Annotated in this window: 16 protein-coding genes and 1 pseudogene; 10 read left to right on the top strand and 7 right to left on the bottom strand. The window is 67.8% G+C overall.

Going from position 1 to position 20,973, the window contains the following annotated elements; translation table 11 throughout:
- Window positions 1-23: 23 nt before the first annotated feature.
- Window positions 24-719, top strand: coding sequence for a hypothetical protein (locus LZC94_18010; protein ID WXB19120.1), 696 nt, complete (start codon window positions 24-26; stop codon window positions 717-719).
- Window positions 720-1,058: 339 nt separating this feature from the next.
- Here LZC94_18010 and dps read toward each other — a convergent pair whose 3' ends face one another.
- Window positions 1,059-1,535, bottom strand: coding sequence for a DNA starvation/stationary phase protection protein Dps (gene dps, locus LZC94_18005; protein ID WXB19119.1), 477 nt, complete (start codon window positions 1,533-1,535; stop codon window positions 1,059-1,061).
- Between the two features lie 105 nt (window positions 1,536-1,640).
- Between dps and LZC94_18000 the strand changes: the two are divergent.
- Window positions 1,641-2,477: pseudogene (locus tag LZC94_18000) on the top strand (LysR substrate-binding domain-containing protein).
- 86 nt (window positions 2,478-2,563) lie between these two features.
- Here the strand turns inward: LZC94_18000 and LZC94_17995 are convergent.
- The 3 genes from LZC94_17995 to LZC94_17985 form a co-directional block, all read right to left on the bottom strand.
- Window positions 2,564-2,905: a hypothetical protein gene (locus LZC94_17995; protein WXB19118.1), complete on the bottom strand. Its 342-nt coding sequence runs from the start codon at window positions 2,903-2,905 to the stop codon at window positions 2,564-2,566.
- Between the two features lie 137 nt (window positions 2,906-3,042).
- The gene (locus tag LZC94_17990; protein WXB19117.1) at window positions 3,043-4,197 is read right to left on the bottom strand and encodes an AAA family ATPase; all 1,155 of its coding nucleotides are present in this window, start codon (window positions 4,195-4,197) and stop codon (window positions 3,043-3,045) included.
- A 96-nt stretch (window positions 4,198-4,293) separates the two neighbouring features.
- Window positions 4,294-5,079: a M23 family metallopeptidase gene (locus tag LZC94_17985; GenBank protein WXB19116.1), complete on the bottom strand. Its 786-nt coding sequence runs from the start codon at window positions 5,077-5,079 to the stop codon at window positions 4,294-4,296.
- A gap of 121 nt (window positions 5,080-5,200) precedes the next feature.
- Between LZC94_17985 and LZC94_17980 the strand changes: the two genes are divergently transcribed.
- The 4 genes from LZC94_17980 to LZC94_17965 all read left to right on the top strand — a co-directional run bounded on the left by LZC94_17980 (window position 5,201) and on the right by LZC94_17965 (window position 13,915).
- A complete protein-coding gene (locus LZC94_17980; protein WXB19115.1) occupies window positions 5,201-5,914 on the top strand; it encodes a HEAT repeat domain-containing protein in 714 nt (237 codons plus the stop codon).
- A 5-nt stretch (window positions 5,915-5,919) separates the two neighbouring features.
- On the top strand, window positions 5,920-6,828 hold the full coding sequence (locus LZC94_17975) for a class I SAM-dependent methyltransferase (GenBank protein ID WXB19114.1): 909 nt from the start codon (window positions 5,920-5,922) through the stop codon (window positions 6,826-6,828).
- Between the two features lie 170 nt (window positions 6,829-6,998).
- A complete protein-coding gene (locus tag LZC94_17970; protein ID WXB19113.1) occupies window positions 6,999-8,651 on the top strand; it encodes a serine/threonine protein kinase in 1,653 nt (550 codons plus the stop codon).
- Between the two features lie 152 nt (window positions 8,652-8,803).
- A complete protein-coding gene (locus LZC94_17965; GenBank protein WXB19112.1) occupies window positions 8,804-13,915 on the top strand; it encodes a hypothetical protein in 5,112 nt (1,703 codons plus the stop codon).
- Here the strand turns inward: LZC94_17965 and LZC94_17960 are convergent.
- A complete protein-coding gene (locus LZC94_17960; protein WXB19111.1) occupies window positions 13,900-14,790 on the bottom strand; it encodes an LD-carboxypeptidase in 891 nt (296 codons plus the stop codon). The genes LZC94_17965 and LZC94_17960 overlap by 16 nt on opposite strands.
- Window positions 14,791-14,845: 55 nt before the next feature.
- On the opposite strand from LZC94_17960, the gene LZC94_17955 reads away from it, so the two are divergent.
- The 4 genes from LZC94_17955 (at window position 14,846) to LZC94_17940 (ending at window position 19,259) form a co-directional block, all read left to right on the top strand.
- Window positions 14,846-15,784, top strand: coding sequence for an acyltransferase family protein (locus LZC94_17955; GenBank protein WXB19110.1), 939 nt, complete (start codon window positions 14,846-14,848; stop codon window positions 15,782-15,784).
- 42 nt (window positions 15,785-15,826) lie between these two features.
- Window positions 15,827-16,768 (top strand): NAD-dependent epimerase/dehydratase family protein, encoded by a 942-nt coding sequence (locus tag LZC94_17950; GenBank protein ID WXB20206.1) that lies wholly within the window; start codon window positions 15,827-15,829, stop codon window positions 16,766-16,768.
- Window positions 16,769-16,895: 127 nt separating this feature from the next.
- On the top strand, window positions 16,896-17,732 hold the full coding sequence (locus LZC94_17945; protein WXB19109.1) for a hypothetical protein: 837 nt from the start codon (window positions 16,896-16,898) through the stop codon (window positions 17,730-17,732).
- Between the two features lie 108 nt (window positions 17,733-17,840).
- A complete protein-coding gene (locus LZC94_17940; protein ID WXB19108.1) occupies window positions 17,841-19,259 on the top strand; it encodes a phenylacetate--CoA ligase family protein in 1,419 nt (472 codons plus the stop codon).
- A 40-nt stretch (window positions 19,260-19,299) separates the two neighbouring features.
- Here LZC94_17940 and LZC94_17935 read toward each other — a convergent pair whose 3' ends face one another.
- Window positions 19,300-20,358, bottom strand: a complete 1,059-nt coding sequence (locus LZC94_17935) for a polysaccharide deacetylase family protein (GenBank protein WXB19107.1) — start codon at window positions 20,356-20,358, stop codon at window positions 19,300-19,302.
- A 51-nt stretch (window positions 20,359-20,409) separates the two neighbouring features.
- Entirely contained in the window at window positions 20,410-20,955 is a 546-nt protein-coding gene (locus LZC94_17930) for a polysaccharide deacetylase family protein (protein ID WXB19106.1), read from the bottom strand.
- Window positions 20,956-20,973 lie beyond the last annotated feature (18 nt).

Genomic DNA, 20,973 nt, shown 5'->3' with positions numbered 1-20,973 from the left:
CAGACCGCAGGTCGGCGATCGCGATGGCAACGCTGGGCGTCGCCGCAGCGGCCATTTTGGCCGGCTGTCCCGTCTATGATGGGGACAACGGCCACCGCGTGTGCGAGTTTGGCAAGGGTAGCCAGTCCTGTTACGACTGCCCGAACCCGTACTACACGGACGAGTGCGTCCCCTACCAGTGCGGGTCCAACTACGACTGCCCGTCCGGGTATTCCTGCCAAGCCAATCTTTGCGTGAGCGGCGGCCCCGGGAACTGCAACAAGCCGTCGGACTGCCCCTCGGGTCAAAGCTGCGGCAAAGACAACCAATGCCGCCCCGGCGACTGCACCCGCAACGGCTGCCCGAACGGCGGCACGTGCCGGCTCTCCGGGGGCAAACCCGAATGCGTCTCGCTCGATGGCGGCTCGCCCATCGACGCGGGCCCCGCCCCGGACGCCTCCGTCCCCGACGCCGGACCGCCTCCCCAGTGCACCCGCGACGGGGAGCAGGACACCTGCCTCGCCGGCAGCATCTGCCTGCACCACAACTGCTACCTCAACTGCTCGCCCTCCGATCCCAAGGCGTGCAAGGGCGCCGACCGCTACAACATTTGCAAGGCCGTCACCGCCACCACGGGCACCTACAACGTCTGCAGCGCCACATCGAACCCGGGCACCGAGTGCGACACCACCAAGCCGTGCCTCTCGCCCAACGTCTGCATCGACGGCTACTGCAAGTAAAAGCTCGAGCAACAACCGCACGGAACAAACCACGACCCTCCCCGCGCGGCCGAGGGTCGTGCATCTACGACCTTGAGACGAAGCGTCGTTCTCGCCCGTAGTCGCTCACCCGAAACCGACGCCCTCCCGGCATTTGCGCCATGGGGCGAACGGCCCGCTCACCCCTCCAGCGACGCCCTTAGAATGACCGTTGCACCGAACGACTGCACCGAACGAACCACGACCCTCCCTCGCGGGCGAGGGTCGTACATTTACAGGCTCGAGGCGAAGCGTCGTTCTCGCCCCTAGTCGGTCACCCGAAACCGACGGCATCGCGGCATGAAGGGGCGAGCGGCTCGTTCACCCTTCCAGCGACGCCCTCAAGAACCACGCGTGCTTCTCGAACTCCGTGACGACTTGGGTGAGCAAGTCCACGGTGTCCGTGTCGCCCAGCTTCTCACCTTTGGAGCGCGACTCGCGGACGCCTTCGAGGAACGTCTCGAAGCGCTCGGCGAGCAGGCGCACGTGATCGAGATCGCGCGTGGTCTCTTGCGGGTACTCGGGCAGCCGCGAGGCCTTCGACACGTGACGGACGGTTCCGTAGGCGCGGCCGCCCAGGGTCACGGCGCGCTCGGCGAGGCTGTCGTTGAAGTTCGCGAGGCCCGTGGCGAACGTCTCGAAGAGCGGGTGGAGCGCCGCGAATTGCGGCCCTTTGATGTTCCAGTGCGCCACTTTGATCTGGCTGTGCAGGTCGAGGCCGTCCGCCAAGCGGGCGTTGAGCGTCTCGGAGATCTGGGTTCGAACTTCCTCGGACAGGTGGCTGGGGCTCTTGTACATGGGCTCTTCTCCTTGGGAGCGCATCTTCTACAGCGCTCAAGATGCGCCGCGCCACCGATTCATTCCAAGACATCCTCCGACTCAGCGTGATAGCTCCTGCCTATCATGACGGCCGCCCCGCACAGCTTCTCCCTTCGACAACTTCAATATGCCGTGGCGGTGGCCGAGGAGCTCTCGTTCCGAAGAGCGGCCGAAAAGTGCCACGTTTCACAGCCCTCGCTCAGCGCCCAGCTCGCGCTGCTCGAAGAGGCCCTCGGCGTCCAGCTCTTCGAACGCGATCGCCGCCGCGTGCTCCCCACCGCCGCCGGCCAAGTGCTGGTCGAGCGCGCCCGCCGGGTCCTGCTCGAGGCCGACGATCTGGTCGAGGCAGCCAAGCGCGTCTCCGATCCCCTGGTGGGGACCTTGCGCATCGGCGTCCTGCCCACCATTTCGCCCTATTTGCTCCCGCGCGTAACCCCGCGCCTTCGCCGCAAATTCGAGCGCCTCGGCGTGGCATGGCGGGAGGACAAAACCGACGTCCTCGTGAAGAACCTCGGCTCGGGCACCCTCGACGCCGCCTTGCTCGCCCTGGAGGCCGATCTCGGCGACGTCGAGCACGACGTCATCGCCCGCGACCCTTTCTACCTCGTCACCCCCACCGACCATCCGCTCGCGAAGAAGTCGTCCCCCGCCAGCCGCGCCGATCTCCACGACGCCGACATCCTCCTCTTGGACGACGGCCATTGCCTTCGCACGCAGGCCCTCGACGTCTGCTCCCGCGCCAACGCCCGCGAGCTGGAGTTCCGCGCCACCAGCCTCCCCACCCTCGTCCAAATGGTCGCCGGCGGCGCCGGCATCACCCTCCTCCCCGCCCTCTCGATCCCCACCGAAACCCAACGCGCCCACCTCCACATCCGCCCCTTCACCGCCCCCGCCCCCGGCCGAACCATCGCCCTGGTCTGGCGCAAACGCTCCCCCCTCACCCTGGCCCTCCACCAAGTCGCCGCCGTCATCCGCGACGCCTACCCGCCGATGAAGAAGTAGAAGAATTACTTCTTCTTACGGGCCTCGAGGGGTGCCAAGTGCTTCGCGAGAAGCTTCGTCCCCACAAAGGTGATGCCGTTTTGAGCGAGGCTCAGCGTCGCCTTCTCGTGGGCAAGAAAGCTCACCCTTCCCGAAGCCACCCAGAACCATTCGGCAACCTCCACCCCCGGCCTGAAATGCTCCGCGAGCTGCTCGCGAGCATGCTTACGTTTGCGAATGACGGTCGAGATTTCACTCGTTTCTGCGGAATGAGGCTCGAGCCCCACGATCTTCGTGGTCTCGCGATGACCCAGCAAATAGTCCCATCGGGGCTCTCGCTCGTGCCCCTTCTCGATGGCATCGTCCAAGTCGATGCTGTCCTCGAACGCCGCGCGAACCGCCTCTGCGATGAACGCACGATCGACTTTCTTCATCGCCGAGAGACCGTTTCCAACGGCGCCGCGCAGATGGCTCCTGGAGTTCAGGGCGGCACGAATCGGGCTACTCACTTGGAGGGCTCCTCGTTGGCTGCCCGTCGAACGGCCTCCCCGAAGCGCGAGGTGAACCCCGTGAGCCCTCCCCATCCCGAAATGTCCTCGTCCTCGGAGTCGGGATCGAGGGTGGATACGTCCTTTGAGTAAACGCGGCCATCCGACTCGAATTTCAGAAAGTGCGTCCGCACCGTTTTGGTCAGCGCAGCCTCGGCGACCTTCTTCAGATCGCCGCGTTTTTCGACTTCGAACGCATCGCAAACGAGCTGCCAGCGGGCCCTGGTCTCGCGCATCCGCCGCAACATCCATCCTACGGTCAGCACGATGGGAGAGTGCGTGGAGAGAACCACTTTGTACCCTCGCCAGAGAAGGTCGAGCACGAGGAGCATGAAGACCGTCACGGCCTGAGGATGCAGCCCCATTTCGGGCTCCTCGATGACGACATATTGGATGTCGGACTGCTTCAGCATCCGTCGCGATGGCAGAAGATGATAGAGGCCGAGCAAAAGCGGCGTAAATTCACGCTGCCCCGCCGTCCAGGTCATGAACGGGAGCTGCATGGGCCCGTGCGTGCTCGCATGGGTCAGACGCAATCGCTTGGCGTGCTGTGAATCCTCCTCGACACCAACTTTCCCACCATGAAAAACCGCATCGTCGATCAGCTTGCGGTACCCTTCTTTCAGCACGCGATTGAGCGGAAAGAGCTCGTTACCACCTCGCGCACTGAAACGATCGAAGAGGTTCTGACTGAAGAGACGCGCCACGACGGGGGTCTCTGCCGTCAACTTCTGGAACGGAGCTGCCCACCCATCGCTGATGAGCATGGCCCGGTGCGCCGGGATGAAGAACACCTTTTCCTTCCCCCTCCCCAGCTTGCCGATGCTTTGCGGGCGGATCCGCGTCTTATCGAACGAAACAGACGTTGAACCGTTCCACGCGGGGCCCATCCCAACGCCGAAAATCAAGTCGATGAGGAACCCCGGTGTGCTCACGTTTTGCCCAGCATCTCGAAGGGCCGATACGATTTGCTTGCCGTCGAGCGCGACCTTGAGCCACTGGAGCGCCAAGCTCTTGCCCGTGCCCTGAGGCCCGACGAGAATCGTGAGATCGCCAAGGTCGATGGACACATCGGCCAGGTGAGCGAAGTTCCTGATCCGCAGGGTCGCCATGCCCGTCCCTTGCTATCACGAATGCCTCTACAGTAGGGCTGTCACGCTGCAGCGCCTCGTCGCCCATCCGCCGCTCCCCGTTGGAGGAGCCATCCCCTACTTCAACGGCAACACATTGCGCGGATCGCACACGATACTGACGCTGCTCTCCATCAGCTGCGCGCCAATTTTGCTCGATACGTCGACGCCTTCGCGCATGCGCCGCACCTCGAGGTGCAAGTGCACGAGCTCCGGCGAGCCCGTGTCGCCCATGAAGCCGAGAAGATCGCCTTCCCGCGCGGTGGCGCCGACGGCGAGACCGGGGGCCGCGGACGCAAGGTGGCCGTAGAGAAGGAGGTAGTCGCGCAGCTGGCCCGCCTCGCGGATCGTGTGGCGGGTCACCACGCTGGTGCCGAAGAGAGGCCCCACGTGCACGATGGTGGCGTCGCCTTGTTGGTGCTCGAGCGCCACCAGCTTGATTTCCGTCCCGCGCGGACCGGGGATGTCCACACCCCCATGGCCGACGGCGCGCAACGACATACCGCGGCGCTGGGATTCGTTGGGGCGGTCGAGATCGTAGCCGCTCACCACGGTCCTGCCGCCCGGGAGCGCGGCCGGCGCCGGGTAGCGGTATAGCTCGTAGTCGGCCGGCCGATCGGGACGGCGCGGGATCTGATCGTAGAGGGCCCAGCGCCCGCTGCGCTCGCGGTGCGCGTTGGTGGAGACCACCGAATCTTCGGCTTCGTCGGTGGCCGGAATGTGTACGCATGCGTCGCCGTCGGGGAGCATGCCCTCCGGACAGGCGGCCTCCACCGCGTCGCGCGCGGCGCGTGACGAATCCGTGATGCTCCATCGCAACGGTGGCAGCGGGCGTGAGGCTGCACCCAGGGATGTCGTTACCACGACAAAAAGCGCGGCAATTGCAAATTTCATATCGGGGTGTAGCGGCACGGCGATGTCACCGACGGGTTACTCCTGCGCGTGCACGGTGCCCTCCCCGTGCATCCTTGTGTTATGAGGGAGCGTGCAAAAAAGTGAAAGGACCATAGAAAAGCTCCTCGGAGAGCTCTTCGATGCCGAGCGTGTCGTTCGCCAGACCCATGCCTCGCTCGTCGAGCACGATCACGGTGCGCTCGTCGCCGCCATCGCGGCCGCCGTCGACGAAGCCTTCGGGCTCGCGGATCGCAACGAGCTGCAGCTCCGACTCACCCGCGCCGCCGAGCTCCTCAGCGACCTCGAGGGCGCGCAAACCGTCGATCTCCTGATCCGCATCCTCGGCTGCGACGAGCCCGAGCCGCGCCACGCCGCCGGGGAAGCGTTGCAAGAGCACGCCTACGATCGGTTCAAGGAGGTGGCCCTCGGTGTCGAGCGCGCCCTCGAGCGCATGAAGCCCGGCGATCCGGCGCTCTCGGAGCTCCCCTACTTGCTGGCCGAGGTGCCGGAGCCGGGCGTGCTCAAGCTGCTCGGACGCTTCCTCGTGCACCCCGATCCGGACGCCGTGGCCGCCGCCGTCGAAGCGCTGGTCGAGTTCGGCGATCCCGCCAGCGTGAGCCTCCTCGCGCCGCTCACCAAGGACACGCGCACCGTGCAGCTCGAGGACGAAACGGGCGAGGAGGGCCGCATCACCCTCGGCGAGCTCGCGTCGGAGGCCCGCGATCTCCTCCGCCAGATCCCCAAGTCCGCCGGCCCCGATGGCGGAAATGCTGGCGCGCCCGGGGGCAGGCCCAAGGGGCGATGAACGCCATGATCGACCCGCCGAAGGCGATGGGCCCGCGTCGGATCGATCATGGCTTCTCCGCGGAGCAGGTCGCGGAGTTCGATCGCTTCGTCGCCCCAGGGTACCTCGCGCCCTTCGCGCAGCTGGCGCTCGAGCACCTCGAGCACCGTCCATCTTTCACGCGCCGCTTGGCCGACACCAGCGAGCCCGCCAGGCGCGCGCGCGTCGCCCATCTCTATGCGCGCACCGGGTACTACGACGATGCCGTGCTCCGCGCCCTGCCCGGCGCGCAACTCTTCGGCACCGATCCCTCGCCCGACGCCGTCGCGTGCGCAAGCGCCACCTCCGAGTCCCGCGCCGCGCGCGGCGTGCTCCCTGGCGACTGCGACTACCGCGTGGTGGCATCCATCCCCAGCCCCTTCGACGATGGCTGGTTCTCGCACGGCGTCACCATCCACCCCGCGGGCAACATCGGCGATCGCGCCCGCCTGCTCGCCGAGTACCGCAGGCTGCTCGCACCCGGCGGGCAGATCGTCCTCGCCATCCCCCTGCGCGGATCGTTCACGGAGCTCGGGGATCTGCTCCGTGAGTACGCACTGAAACACGACGCCCCCGACGTGGAAGCGGCCGTCACCGGAGCCACCTCGCTCCGGCCCGGTGCCGAAGGGCTCGCCCTCGAGCTCTCGCGCGCCGGCTTCGAGCAGGTCACCGTCACCACCAAGACGACCTCGCTCGCCTTCCCCAGCGGCCAAGCCATGTTCGACGACGCGGCCATGCGACTGCTCGTCTTTCCGGAGCTCGAGCAGAACCTCGGCATCGCCCTGACCAAACCGCTCATCTACGCGCAGAGCGCCATCGACAAATATTGGAGCGGCGGCGATGCCTTCGAGCTGACCATCGTTGCGGGTTGCGCCGCAGGCTTCCGGCGCCCCTAGCCCACGCCCCGCCGACCGTACGCGCGGGGCGCCAGCGTACCTTTCACGTGTTTTCACGCTCTTTCGTGAGACGTGACCCTCAAGTAACCTCGAATTTCCGCGTGAGCCTTACCAAACATCGTTCCACCGAGCTTGCGCGCAACCTATCTCCGCGCGACGATTGGTCTCAGGTGTCGTCCTCATCCCGAAAGCCCCGCCAGCCCGATGACCGGCCCTCCGCGGCAACCTCGCTCCGCTCCGTTACGGGATACCTCTGCCCTCTGTGCCGGATTACCTTCCCCGAGAACGCGACGGATGTCATTCCATCACACTGCCCGCAAGACCGCACCCCGCTGATCGCCGCGCGCACGTGGCTCGAGTCGCAGAACGATCCGATGGTGGGCCGCACGCTCGATGGCCGCTTCACCATGCTCGCGCGCCTGGGCGCCGGATCCATGGGCACCGTGTACCGCGCCCGCCAGCACGGCATGGAGCGCGACGTCGCCATCAAGATCCTGCGCAGCGATCGCGCGGTGGACGAGGCGAGCAAGGCCCGCTTCCTGCGCGAGGCGCGCGCCAACAGCGCGCTGGTCTCACCGCACACGGTCACGGTGTTCGACTTCGGGCAGGCGTCGAGCGGTGAGCTCTTTCTCGCCATGGAGCTGCTCGAGGGCGAGTCGCTCGGGCAGAGGCTCACGCGCGTCAAGCGGCTGCCGGTGGTGTTCGCGCTCGACACGGCCAAACAGGCCCTGCGCTCCCTCGCGGAGGCGCACGCCAAGGGGATCGTGCACCGCGATCTCAAGCCGGACAATCTCTTCTACGCCAAGGTGATGCAAGGCCACGCCGACGAGGAGATCGTCAAGGTGGTGGACTTCGGCATCGCCAAGATGCTCGGCGAGGGCATGGGCCCCATCAACGCCATCGAGACGCAGGCCGGCACGGTGTTCGGCACCCCCCGGTACATGTCGCCCGAGCAGGCGCAGGCCAAGCCGCTCGACGCGCGCAGCGATCTCTATTCGCTGGGCGTGCTGCTGTATCACATGCTCACGGGCCGCCCGCCGTTCACCGACGACGACGCGATCATCGTGATGGCCCGCCACATCAAGACGGCGCCGCGCCCTCTGCGCGAGGTCGCGCCCGAGGCCAACATCCCGGTCGAGGTCGAGGCCGCGGTCATGCGCGTGCTCGCCAAGAACCCCGCCGAGAGGCCTCCGACGGCCGACGCCATGGCCAACGAGCTTTTGCGCGCCCTCGAGATGATGCCCGCCGCGGGCACGAGCGGCGTGCAGCATGTATCGCTCGCCAGCATCTCCGTGCCTACGGTGAGCCCGCCCACCGACGACAGCTTGGAGCTCGCCGGCGTGAGCTCGTCGCGCGCGCGCACCATCGGCCGCGGACGCATCATCGGAGCGCTCGTGGCGGTGCTCACCCTCGCCATCCTCGGCATCGTCATGTTCGTGCGCGCGCGCTCGGCGCAACGCTCCGACACGACGGCCTCGGGCACGCCCGATCCCTCCGCCTCCAGCGCGTCGTCCTCACCGCCCGCACCTTCGGCGATGCCCTCGGCCGCCGCCGCTCCTTCTTCCGCTTCTTCCACGAGCGGCAGCGCGACGAATGCTCCGTCGTCACCGCACGCGGACAAGGAGAGCGCCCCCGCTTCGGCGGAGGACGAGGCGGGGCAGAGACGCGTCGCCACCCCGATTCCGACCACGCCGATGGTGCCTCAAGGTCCTGCCCGCACGGCAGCGGAGCGACGACCGCCGCGCCCGGGCACTGTTCCGGCAACAGCCAAGAGCGCTGCGCAAGCACCGAGCGCGAGCCCTCGTTATGGTGTTTTCGACTGACACCGGATGATGTTTTCGACTGACACCGGAACCCGCTGCCGCAAGCGGGCACCGGACGACGCAAGCGGCGCTCGGCATGCAACGCGGGTGTCGCGATAAGAGGCTCGGCGTTTGGAAAACGGGCAAAACTTGTTAGCATAGCCGTGCTTCAAATGGATCCCAGCGAAATCGAGGCGCTCGTTCAGCGGCTCGTGGAAAACCCACACGACGAAGAGGCGCTCGCCTACGCGCACGACTCGGGCGAGAACGATCCCAAATCCTATGCGCTCATGCTGGAAAAGGTCGGGAGCCTCACGAACGAACCCGCCATCAAGAGCCACTGGTTGAGCGAGGCCGCCAACGTCTGGCTGCAGACGTTGGGCGATGCGCATCGCGCGGCGCGCGTCCTCATGGCCGCCGTCGACTCCGATCCCACGCAGTCGGTGGCCGCCGAACGGCTCGCGCAGCTGTATCGCGACAAGGGCAACGTGCGCGGGCTCGCCGCCTTGCTCGATCGGCGCTCCAAGGCCGTCGGCCAACTGGTCGCGTCGGATCCGGAGTTCGGCGATCTCGTCCCCGAGCTGGCGCACATGCACGAGGAGCTCGGCCACCTCTGGAGCGACGCGGCGCTCGCGCAGCCGAAGAAGGCCATCGAGAGCTTCCGCAAGGCCATCGAGCTCGATCCCACCAACGCCTACGCCATCTATTGCACCCGCGAGCTCTGCAAAGCGCAAGAGCAGTGGGACGACGCCTACCCGCTCTACGATATGGAGCTGGCGCTGGTCGACGACATCGCGCGCAAGGTCGCCCTCTTGCGCGACGAGGCCGAGACCCGCCAGCGCGCCGGCGACCGAGCAGGCGCCACCCGCGCGCTCGGGCGAGCCCGCGTCTTCGACGAAGAAAATCCGGAGCTCTCGCACGAGTTCGCCGCGTCGGTCATCGACCGCATCCAAGCCGGCGAATCGGTGGCCGAAGACCAGCGCGCGCTGGCGTTGGAGCTGCTCGTCAACCTCGCGGAGTCCTACAACGGCGAGCACGGCCTCGCCTACGCCGGCGGCGCGCTCGACATCAACCCGGCGCACGATCGCGCGCTGCAGCTCTTCGTCTATTACGCGCAGTCGCTCCAGCGCGACGCGGAGATCCCCGCGCGCTTCGCCGCGTACCTCCAGGTGAACCCCGACGGCGCCATGGCCGCCGAGGCGCGGGCGCACGCCGCCACCGCCCCTGCACCCGTGGTCGCACCGCGGCGCGTGATCGATCCCGCGGAGGACAAAACGGCGATCCGGGAGCAGCCCGCGACCCGCTCCGAGGTCCCGCGCAACGGCGTCGCATCGGGCGCGCCCATCGCACCTGTCGCGTCGGGCGCCCCCGCGCGCATCTCCGACGAGGTCCGGCTGCAAGAGGCGCTGGCGAGCGCCAAGACGCTCACCCTGGCCGGCAAGAAGACCGAGGCCCTCGCCAAGTACAAGGAGGCGCTCGAGATCGACCCCGCGCACGCCGAGGCGCTGGCGTGGGTCGAGGACTACCTTCGCACCCAGCGCGACTACGCGCAGCTTCGCGACGTGCTGCTCGCCAGCGTGCGCGCGCTCGGCTCGCTCACGTCCTTGCCGGAGGTGATGGAGAGCCGCAAGGCGCGTCTGCGCGAGGTGGCCGGCCTGTGCGAAGGAAACCTGCGCGACATCGACGGCGCGGTGGCCGCGTACAAGCAGCTCCTGGCCATCGATCGCACGGACGAGAACGCGCGCCAGTCGCTCATGCGCCTCTTGGAGCGCACGCAGCGCTGGGACGACATGGCCAACGTCCTCGAGCAAGAGGCCACCGCCGCCCGCGAGATCGCGGACAAGATCGTCCTGGAGAAGAAGCTCGCGAGCCTGCACGAGCACAAGAGGCAGGACTTCGCCAGCGCCGCCGAGGCGTGGTGCCGCATCGCGCAGCTCACCCCCGGCGACGATCGATCCATCTCGACGGCGGTCAAGCTGTTCGAAAAGGCGGAGCGCCCCTCAGCCGCCACGCAAGCCATCATGGATAACGTGCGCGCCGTGCAGGATCCCGGCACCAAGGGCGCGCTCTTCGAGAAGCTCGGCGAGCTGCGCGAAAAGCTCGGGCACGCGTTCGGCGCCGGCGAAGCGTACGCCAACGCCGCCGAGCTGCATCGCAGCGCGCGCCTCTGGGAGCAGTCCGAGCGCTGCTTCGTGGGCGTGGAGCGCTGGTTCGAGGCCGCGGGCGTCGCCGATCAACGCGCCTTGCTCGCCACCGAGCCCAAGGCCAACGCCGGGCACCTGGCGCGGGCGGCGCAGTACCTGACCCGTGCTCGCGACGAGGCGGGGGCCATCTCGCGCTACGAGCAAGCCTCCGAGCTCGATCCGAGCAGCGACGAGTACGCCGACACCCTCACCGAGCACTATCAGGCGCGCGAGAACTGGACCAAGCTGGTCACCTTCCTCGCCCGCCGCGGCGGGCGGGTCGCCGATCGGGGCAAGCGGATCGCGCTCCGAAGGCAGGCGGCCAACCTCTACGGCACCCGCCTCTCGGAGAAAGATCTCGCGCGCGAGCAGTGGCTCAAGGTGCTCGAGGACGGCGACGACCGCGAGGCCCTCGAGAAGCTCATCGATCTGGCCATCGAGGGCGAGGATCACACCGAGGCGGCCACCTTGCTGCGCCGCCTCGGCAACGTCGTCGAGGGGCGCGAGGAGCGAACGCGCGTGGCGCTGCGCGAGGCCGAAATTTTGGCCGAAGGGGTCGGCGACATCGACACCGCCATCGTGCGCTACGAGTCGATCCTGCAAGAGCGCGATCCGGGCTGCCGCCAGGCGCTGGCCGCCATCGCCGATCTCGAAGAGGGCCGCGACAACTTGGTCGCGGCCACCGTGGCGCTCGAACGCGAGCTCGCCCTGGTCGGCCTCGGCCCCATCGGCTCGGGCCCCGGCGATCGCGGCGCCATCGCCGCGCGCCTGGCCCGCCTGTACGAGAAGCTCGAGGACTCGAAGAACGCCATCCGCGCGCTCGACATCTTGCGCGAGGCCGATCCCGAGGACTTCGACGCCCTCCACCGCCTGTGCGCCCTGTGCGAGCGCACCGAGGATTGGGCCCGGGTGGCCGATCTCCTGGCCCAGCGCATCGAGGCCGAGGGCGACTCGGGCGAGATCGCCGCCATGACGAAGAAGCTGGCCACCATCTTGGCCAAGAGGCTCGATCGCGGCCAGGAGGCGCTGGCCGTGCTCACGGAGCTCTGCGACCAAGGCGACGAGGATCTTCGCCGCACCTACGTGGAGCTCGGCGACTCGCTCGGGTGGCAAGGGATCGTGGCGACCAAGCTGGTGGAGTGGTGGTTCGGCGCCCGCCACTGCCCCGAGCGCAACGAAGCGCTGCGCGGGGCCTTCGATCGCTTCGCCGCCCTCGAGCGCGACCAAGACGCCATGCGCGTGGCCGTGGAGCTCGTGCGCAGCAAGGGCGCCGATCGGGAGCTCGCCGCGCAGCTGGAGAAGCTGGCGGTCAAGACGGCCGATCTCGAGGCGCTGCAGACCGCGCACGAGCTGCTCGGCCGCGATCTCACGGGCTACGCGAGGGCGGCCGAGCTGGTCCGCCAGGCCGAGATCCTGGTGCGCGCGGGCGTCCCGCACGCGGAGGCCATCCACCTGAGCGAGCCGGGGCTGGTCGATCTCCCGCTCGACGACACCGCGCCCTTGGTCGAGCGCCTGGCCGCCTTGGCCGAAGCCGCCGACGACGTCATCGAGGTCTACGAGCGCCAAGTGGCGCGCACCCGCACCCCGCCCGACCGCGTGCGCGCGCTCGCCCGCGCCGCGCAGGTGGCCGCGTCCAAGAAGCAGCTGGAACGCGCGCAAGGTTTCCTGGAGCTCGCGCTGTCCGGCGTCCCCAGCAGCGACACCCTGACGGTGGTCATCGACTGCGCCGTGGCTGGCGATCGCACCACCGGCGGCGACAAGCTCCGTCGCGCCTTGATCCACGCGCTCTCGCGCGCCGGCACCAGCGCCCGCGACGGCGGACGAACGCGCGCCGCCTTGCTTCGGCGCTCGGCGCAGCTCGCGAAAGAGGAGCTCGGCGACGTCGACCTGGCGTTCTCGCTCCTCGGCGACGCCCTGATCGCCCAAGTCGACGACACCACCCTCGACTTCGTCGAGGCGCTGGGCCGCGAGGTCGGCAGCCCTTCGCGCAGCGACGCGGTGTTCACGCGCGCGCTGTCCGAGGTCTTCGACGGCCCGCTGGTGCGTTTGCTCCTGGGCCGCCGCGCGCGCCTTCGTTGCGAGGACCTCGGGGATCTCGTGGGCGCGGCCGCCGATCTGAAGAAGCTGCACGATCTCTCGCCCACCAGCCGCAGCGTCCTCGAGCAGCTGTCGGCCATCTTGCACGAGCTCGGCGACTACCGCGCCATCGTGCACCTGTACGAGGACTTGATCCTGCGCGGCAAGGACATGAGCGTCCGCGCCGAGCTCGCGCGAAGGGTCGCGCGCATGTGGGAAGAGCAGCTGCAGGATCCGCGCGAGACCGCCGACGCCTGGCGCCGCGTGCTGCGCATGAAGGCGCACGATCCCGAGGCGACGGAGGGCCTCGAGCGCGCCAAGGCGAACATGCTCAAAAAGCCGGATCCCGCGGCCGGCATCGACGCCTATGCGCCGCCCCGGCAGCTGTCGATCCCGCACATCTCCATCCCGCCGGTGAGCGGCCGCAGCAGCAATAGCTTGCCCCCTCCGCCGCCCGGCTCCGACACCCCGGTGGACCAGGCGCTCTACGCCAGCCGCAGCAACCACGCCAGCTACGCGCCCCCGGCAAACTACGCGAGCCAGGCGCCGCACGCGAACCACGCGAACGGCAGCAGCGAAGCGGCGGCCATATCGTTCGCCACGACGCAAGAGTCCCCCATCGCCGGCTACGCCGCGGGGCCCCCCACGAACCTCGACGCCTCCCCCTCGCCCGGCACCATCCCCGCCGCCCGGCCCACCCCGCGGGTGCCCATCGATCAATTCATCGCCGCCGACTACACCCCGAGCGACGGCGTCGCCCCCGACTCACCCGATTCACCCGACTCACCCGACGTCACCAGCGCCGAGCTCGAAGCCGACGCAGACGGCTTCGTCGAGCTCAACGCCCGCGACTTGATCGAGCACCCCTCGGGCTTCGACTTCCTCGAAGAGGAGCTGGCACGCCGCCCCATCTCCGGCGAGGTCGAAATCGCAGTCGACGACGACGGCGATCTCGAAGAGGTCGACCTCACGGACGACGCCACCGAGGTCGAACCCAACCGCGGCCACGGTCACTCCACGAGCTGAGTGACGAGCTCCCCCGCGCGCAGCACCGCCCGCACCCCGAGAACGAACGGCGTATTGATCGCACCGTGCCCGAACGGCGCGCCGGCATAAACCGGCACCCCCAGATCGCGCACGCAATTTTCGATGGCATCCATCGGGGTCACCCCATCGGGCCCCGTGGGACAGTCGACGAACTCCCCGAGCACGATGCCCGCGGCGCGCGCGAGGTGCCCGCCCAGCCGCAGCGACGTCAACAAGCGATCGATCCGGTACGGCGCCTCCGTCACGTCCTCCAATGCAAGGATGCAACCGGACGGAAGAGCGAGCCGCCCGCTCGCGGCCAGCGCCTGCAACAGCGCCAAATTCCCCCCCACGAGCACCCCCGAAGCGTCCCCCGGAACCCTCGCCTGCAGCGACGCAAAGCGAAGCTCCTTGCCAGGGTGCGCGAGCGCCGCCTCGTACGCGCCCAGCGCATCGCCATCCATGCGACCGAGGGCGGTCACGTGCGGCGCGTGGAGCGAGGCAATCCCGCGCTTCATCGCCTCCACGTGGAACGTCGTAATGTCGCTGAAACCTACGAGCCACTTGGGGTGCGCGGCAAACGCATCCCAGGGCAGCCCATCGACGATGCGCATGGCGCCGTAACCGCCCCGCGCCATGATGATGGCCTTTACCTCGGGATCGGCGAGGGCGGCCCCCAGCTCGTCGCGCCGTCGCGCATCGTCGCCGGCCAAGTAACCGCGGCGCGCGAAGATGGTCGGGGAGCTGCGGATGCGGTAGCGCTCGGCCAGCCATTGGTACCCGCGCTCGAACTCGGCGGGATCGAAGCCGCTCGAGGGCGCGGCGACGGCAATCAAATCCCCGCGCAAAACGGGCGCGGGCAGGGTGAAACGCATGCCGCAACGTAGCTGGTGTCTCCCTCTCGCGCGCAATCTTTGTTACTTGATGGACGTGACGGCGAACTCCAAGAGCACTTCTTCTGCCCTCGTACGCATCGGATCGGCTGCGCGCCGCGCGTGGCCGTGGGCGCAGCGGGCCCGCGCGCTCGCCGAGGACACGCTCGAATCGTGGATGACCTCTCTCCTCGGCGAAGACTTCGCGGCGCGCCTCGAACGGGTGCCCATCGCGCTCGGCGCGGGGGGCGTCGACCCCTTCGGGCTCGATCCCGCGTGGGCCAAATACGCGGTGGCCGCGGCGGCCTTTCTGCATCGCAACTACTTCCGGACCGAGGTCTTCGGCGCCAAGAACGTGCCGGGCGGACGCGTCCTCTTGATCGCGAACCACTCGGGCCAGGTCCCCTTCGACGGCATGGTCCTCGGCGCCTCCATGTTCATGGATGTGGAGCCCCCGCGCTTCATCCGGGCCATGGTCGAGAAGTGGTCGCAGACCTTGCCCTTCGTCTCCACCTTCTTCCCGCGCGTCGGCTCCGTGGTCGGCGTCCCGGAGAACGCGCGCAGGCTGCTCGAGCAAGACGAGGCGCTGCTCGTCTTCCCCGAGGGCGCCCGCGGCATCTCCAAGACCTTCGACCGCCGCTACCAGCTCACCGACTTCGGCCTCGGCTTCATGCGCCTGGCCATCGAGACGAACACCCCCATCGTGCCCATCGCCGTCATCGGCGGCGAAGAGCAATACATCTCCGTTGGCAACTTGGATACGATTGCACGCCTGTTGCGCATGCCATCGTTCCCGGTCATCCCCCAGATGCTCTTCCCCGGAGGCCAGCTCCCCTTGCCCACCAAGTACCGCATCTACTTCGGCGAGCCGATGCGCTTCACGGGCGACCACGACGACGACGACTCGGTGATCGAAGAGAAGGTGTGGCTGGTAAAGGCGACCATTCAATCCATGCTCAACCGCGGCATCAAAGCGCGCCGCAGCGTCTTTTGGTGATCCGTGGAATCGCGCGATAAGACACCGTCTGGCTCGTTCGTCTTGCACCCGCCCAAGGGGGAAGAGGGCGCGGTCCTCATCACCGGCATCTGCGGCCGCCTCGGCAAGCGCCTCGCGCGCGTGCTGCATCGCCACCGCCAGGTCATCGGCGTCGACCGCCGCGCCTTCCCCGACAAGCCCAAGGACGTCATCCACCAGCAGGTCGACATCCGCAGGAAGAAGCTCAAAGACGTCTTCCGCGGCCACGCCATCTCGGCGGTCGTGCACCTCGGCATCATGCACAACCCGCGCGCCTCCTCCACCGAGCACCACTCGTGGAACGTGGCCGGCTTCGCCAAGCTGCTCGAGTACGTCGCCCACTTTCGCATCGGCAAATTGGTCGTGCTCTCGAGCGCCAACGTCTACGGGCCGCAGCCCGAGAACCCGCAGTTCTTGAGCGAAGAAGCCCCGCTGCTCGGCGGCGCCAAGTTCGGCGAGATCCGCGACCTCATCGAGGTCGACATGCTCGCGCAGAGCTTCTTCTGGAAGCACCCCGACACGGAGACCGTGATCCTGCGCCCCGTGCACATCCTGGGCTCCGTGCGCAACGCGCCCTCGAACTTCCTGCGCCTGCCCACCATCCCCACCTTGCTCGGCTACGATCCCATGGTCCAAGTCATCCACGAGCGCGACGTGGTGGAGGCCATTCGCCTGGCCGTGGTGCCCGGGGTGCGCGGCGTGTTCAATGTGGCGGGCCCCGAGCCTCTTCCGCTCTCGCGCATCATCAAGATCCTCGATCGCCCGAGCATCCCCGTGCCGTACTCGCTGGGCCGCTCGGTCCTCAAGCGCCTATGGTCCTTGCGCCTCACCACCTTCCCCGCCCCCGAGCTCGATCACATCCGCCACGTGTGCATGGTCGACGATCGGCGCGCGCGCGAGATCTTGGGCTTCCGCGCCAAGCAATCCATCGCCGACACCGTGCGCGCCGTCGACTCGGATCGGTAGTGTAAAAATTCGGCTTCGCGCACCGCGCATTCGCCGCGTGGATCCCTCGATCCATGGATCGCGCATACGCACGAACCCCCGCGTATCTTCGCTGGACCATCGCGGAGCGATCGACCAAGCTGCCTCGTTGATGCGCTTAAGGTACTTCGTCGCACTCGTCCTCTTCGCCGTCATCGCCATCCCCACCTCCGCGTCGGCCGCACCGCCGTGGGCGCGCCGCCGACTCACCTTGCCGCGCCACGATTGGGCGTTCGATCTCGGGATGGGCGTAGGGCACTACGACTACGGCCGCGACATCGACGACACCGAGCTCGGACTCGACTTCGAGCTCGCGGTCGCGCCGATTCGTCATCTCGAGCTGGGCTTCCGCACCGGCGTACGCCTCACCAAGTCGCGCGTCACCCACCCCGACGAATTCGGACGCCTCTACGATCGTCAAACGTGGGGCTCGAACGGCGCAGGCTACCCCGAGCCCGGGAGCCGCTTCTTCCCCGTGCGCCCCGACGCCTTTGCGAACCCCGAGTTTCGCGTGCGCGGGCAGCTGGTCGACACCCAAGTGTTCGAGCTCGCGCTGGAAGGACGCGCCTATATCCCCCTCGAGGACCGGAGCCGCTTCACCGCGGTCTTCGGCTTGCCGCTCGGCATTCACATCGGCCGCGTGGTGCGCATGGATACGGGCGTCTACGTGCCCCTGCGCGTGTACGATCCCACGGAGATCTACTTCAGCATCCCCTTCGATATCTGGTTCCAGGTGACCAACCGACTTTGGCTCGGCCCGCTCTTTCAATTCAAGCACCGCGCGGAGCCCGAGCCCGCCTCCGATTTTGGCGTGGGCTTTGGGCTGGGTTATCAGTTCGCCTCGTGGGTCGACCTCAAGACGCAAATCTTCTGGCCGGCGGTCGACAACGATCGCGGCGCCACCAACGTGGGCGCGGGCGTCGGGGTGCAGCTTCGCATCGAATGATGCCGCGAAGCTCTGCACCGAAGGATGCGGATTGGACCCTGCGGCCGATCCGGCCATGGGGGCTGGGATCACGGGCCGCCGGGCGCCGAAAAAACGACCGGGACACCCATGTTGCGCGCGACCGAATCCGCTCCTGCCTCATCCAACATCCGCGTGGATCTCTATGGCCAGCTCTTTCGGTCGATTCTATGGCCCACCTGGGAGTCGCGAATTCGGCGGCGACCCACCATGGCGCGCTACGAGTTTCTCGAGCGAACGCAGTGGCGTTCCCTCGATGAGCTCAACGCCATGCAGACGGGGGCGCTGAGGCGGCTCATTCGTCACGCGTACACGCAGGTCCCGCTCTACCGCCAGCGGTTCCGCGAGGCGGGCCTCACCGACGCGGACATCCAAGGGCCGGAGGATTTGCACAAAATCCCCGTGCTCACGCGGGAGGACGCGCGCGAACGCCCGAGCGAGCGCGAGTCGATGACCCACCCCTTTCCGACCATCCGCAAGAACACGGGTGGCACCACCGGGCAGCCGCTTCTGTTCGGCTACGACGCCGACAGCGAGTATTGGCGCCAGGCCATCAAGCTGCGCGGTTATGGCTGGGCGGGGTATCAGCCGGGCGATCGCGCGCTCTACTTCTGGGGCTCGCCCAGCAAAGAGTCGCCGTTCTCGAAGACGCGCGCCAAAATCCTGCTGGATCGCGCCATGCGCCGCGAAATTCACGTGCCGTGCACGGTGATGGATGAGCGCGACATGCGGCATGTGGTCAGCCTCATCCAGAAGAGCTCGCCCAAGGTCATCGTTTGCTACACGCAAGCGGGGGCCGAGCTCGCGCGCTTCATCAACGAGCGCCAGCTGCGAACGTGGGGCACCATCCCCGTCCTCTGCGGGGCCGAGCGCCTCTTTCCCGCCGACCGGCTCGCCCTCGAGCGCGCCTTCGGCCGCGCGGTCTTCGAGACGTACGGCTGCCGCGAGGTCATGCTCATCGCCAGCGAGTGCGAGGCGCACGAAGGGCTCCATGTCTCGATGGAGAACATCCTCGTGGAGATCCTGGTGACCGAGCCCGACGGAACCCAGCGCCCCGCCAACGAGGGCGAAACGGGCGAGGTGGTCCTCACCGATCTGCACAACCTGGGCATGCCCTTCATCCGCTACAAAAACGGCGATCTGGCCACGGCGGGCCCCAAAGATCGCTGCCCTTGCGGCCGCAACCTCACGCGCATCGCCAAGGTCGAAGGCCGCGCCGCCGATCTCCTGCGCGGCGCCGACGGCACCTTCGTCAGCGGCCTGGCGTTCCACATTCTGTTCACCGGGCTCGCCAACGCCGCCCGCCAGTTCCAAGTGGTGCAGCACCCCGATCGCTCCGTCACCTTGCGCATCGTCCCCGGCGACGGCTTGAACGACGGCTCCCTCGAGGACATCCGCCGCGGCTGCGCCAAGCTGCTCAAAGAGCTGCCGCTCAAGATCGAGATGGCCCCGGAGATCCCCCTCACCAAAGAGGGAAAGCGCCGCACGGTCATCGTCGAGGCGCCTTAGCCGGCCGCTTCGCGCGCGGCACGCCCCCGCGAAACCACGGCTACCACTCGTTGCGCGCCATGGTGTGCGGCTCGTACGCAAAATACGGCAGCGCCACCATGCCCCGAAAATACGAGGGCTCCACATCGACCTCGAGGGAGAGACGGCGCACATCCATGGGATCGAAGCGCCAGACGGGGTTGGTGCCGGTGCCGTTGGTGAAGCCGAGCTCGTAGCCCGCGGCGCGGATGGCGTTGCGGGCGTGGGGCGCGCGGTTCAAGGCCTTGCCCACGGGGTACGCGACGGCGCCGATCCGCTCGCCGAGCACGTCCTCCAGATCGCGCTTCGAGCCCTCCAGCTCGTTGCGAAGACCGGCCTCGGAAAGCGTGTAGAGTACACGATGATTGCGCGTATGCGACTGGACGCTCATGCCCGCCTTGCGCAGCAAGCGGATTTGGTCCCAGTTCATGAGCAGCCCATCGACCATTTCGCGTTCGTGCTCGCGGGAGATGGTCACGTCGCTGGCGCGCTCCAGCTCTTCCAGGTAGCGCTCCAGATCCAGATCGAAGTGGCTCTTGATGGCCACCATGGCGCGGCGCGCGGCGGCGAGCCGCTCGGCGCGGCTGGTGCCGAGGACCAAGGTCTCCGCGCGCGGATAGGTCAAGGTCATGGCCTCGCGCCGCGAGTGCTTCACCAGGTAGCTCACGCGGTCCCACCAAAACAGGCGCCGCTCCTCGATGAACCGGGTGGCGATGAAGAACACGGCCGGCACACCGTGGCGCACCAAGATGGGCAGCACGGTCTCGTAGTTGTCGAGGTAGCCGTCGTCGAAGGTCAGGAGCACGGGGTTGTGCGGAAGCGGGGCCCCGCGGCGAAAGGCCAGCACATCGTCGAGGCCAATCAGGTGGCAGTAGCGCTTGAGAAACGCGACCTGCTCCTCGAAGTGCTCCGGCCGCGCATCGACCACATTGGCATCGACGTTCTCGGCGGTCGCGGGATCGGCCACCCGATGGTACGTGAGCACCGTGAGCCAGGGGCTCGCCGCCCTCCCCCGCAGGCGTAAAACGAACGCCAGGGCGCCGGTTTCATCGAGCAACTTCGAAAAACGTGTGCGAGCCATGCCCTCGCCCCCTCCAACGGGTGCAAGCCGGGTGCAAAATTCCGATAAAAGCTAGGAATAGAGCAGCTCGCCGACGGTCACAAGCTCGAAGCCCGCGCGGCGCAAACGTCCCACGATGGTCGGCAAGGCCGACAGGGTCCACGACTGGCCCTCGTGCAGCAACACCACATCCCCCGGGCGAACGCGCGACACGCGGTCCTCGACGCACACGGAGTCCGTGGTGCGGCAATCGTCCGAGTCGAGCGACCAGAGCACGGTGGTGTAGCCCGCCAGCGCCACGCGTGCGAGGGTCGCGGGCGTGAGCTCACCGCGGGGCGGGCGCACGAACGGCCTGGGCGTGGGGCTCGGCGGCAAGATGTCGGCGGTGTGGACCAGCTCGTCCACGAGAGCGCACCCATCGAGCGACGGGAAGGCCCGGTGCGAGTAACCATGGCTCGCCACCTCGTGCCCGGACGCCACGATGGATCGAACCAGCTCGGGCCGCCTTTCCGCGTTCATTCCGAGGAGAAAAAAGGTTGCGCGCACGTGGAGCTGGTCCAGAGTGCGCAAATAGCGTGGTGTCATTTCGTCCGGCCCGTCATCGAACGTGAGGGCCACGCGCTTCCGATTTTCCTT

It is taken from the genome of Sorangiineae bacterium MSr11954, assembly GCA_037157815.1.
Taxonomy (GTDB): Bacteria; Myxococcota_A; Polyangia; order Polyangiales; family Polyangiaceae; genus Pendulispora; species Pendulispora albinea.
The sequence above is the reverse complement of the archived record's forward strand: the minus strand, read 5'-3'. Positions and strand labels throughout refer to the sequence as shown.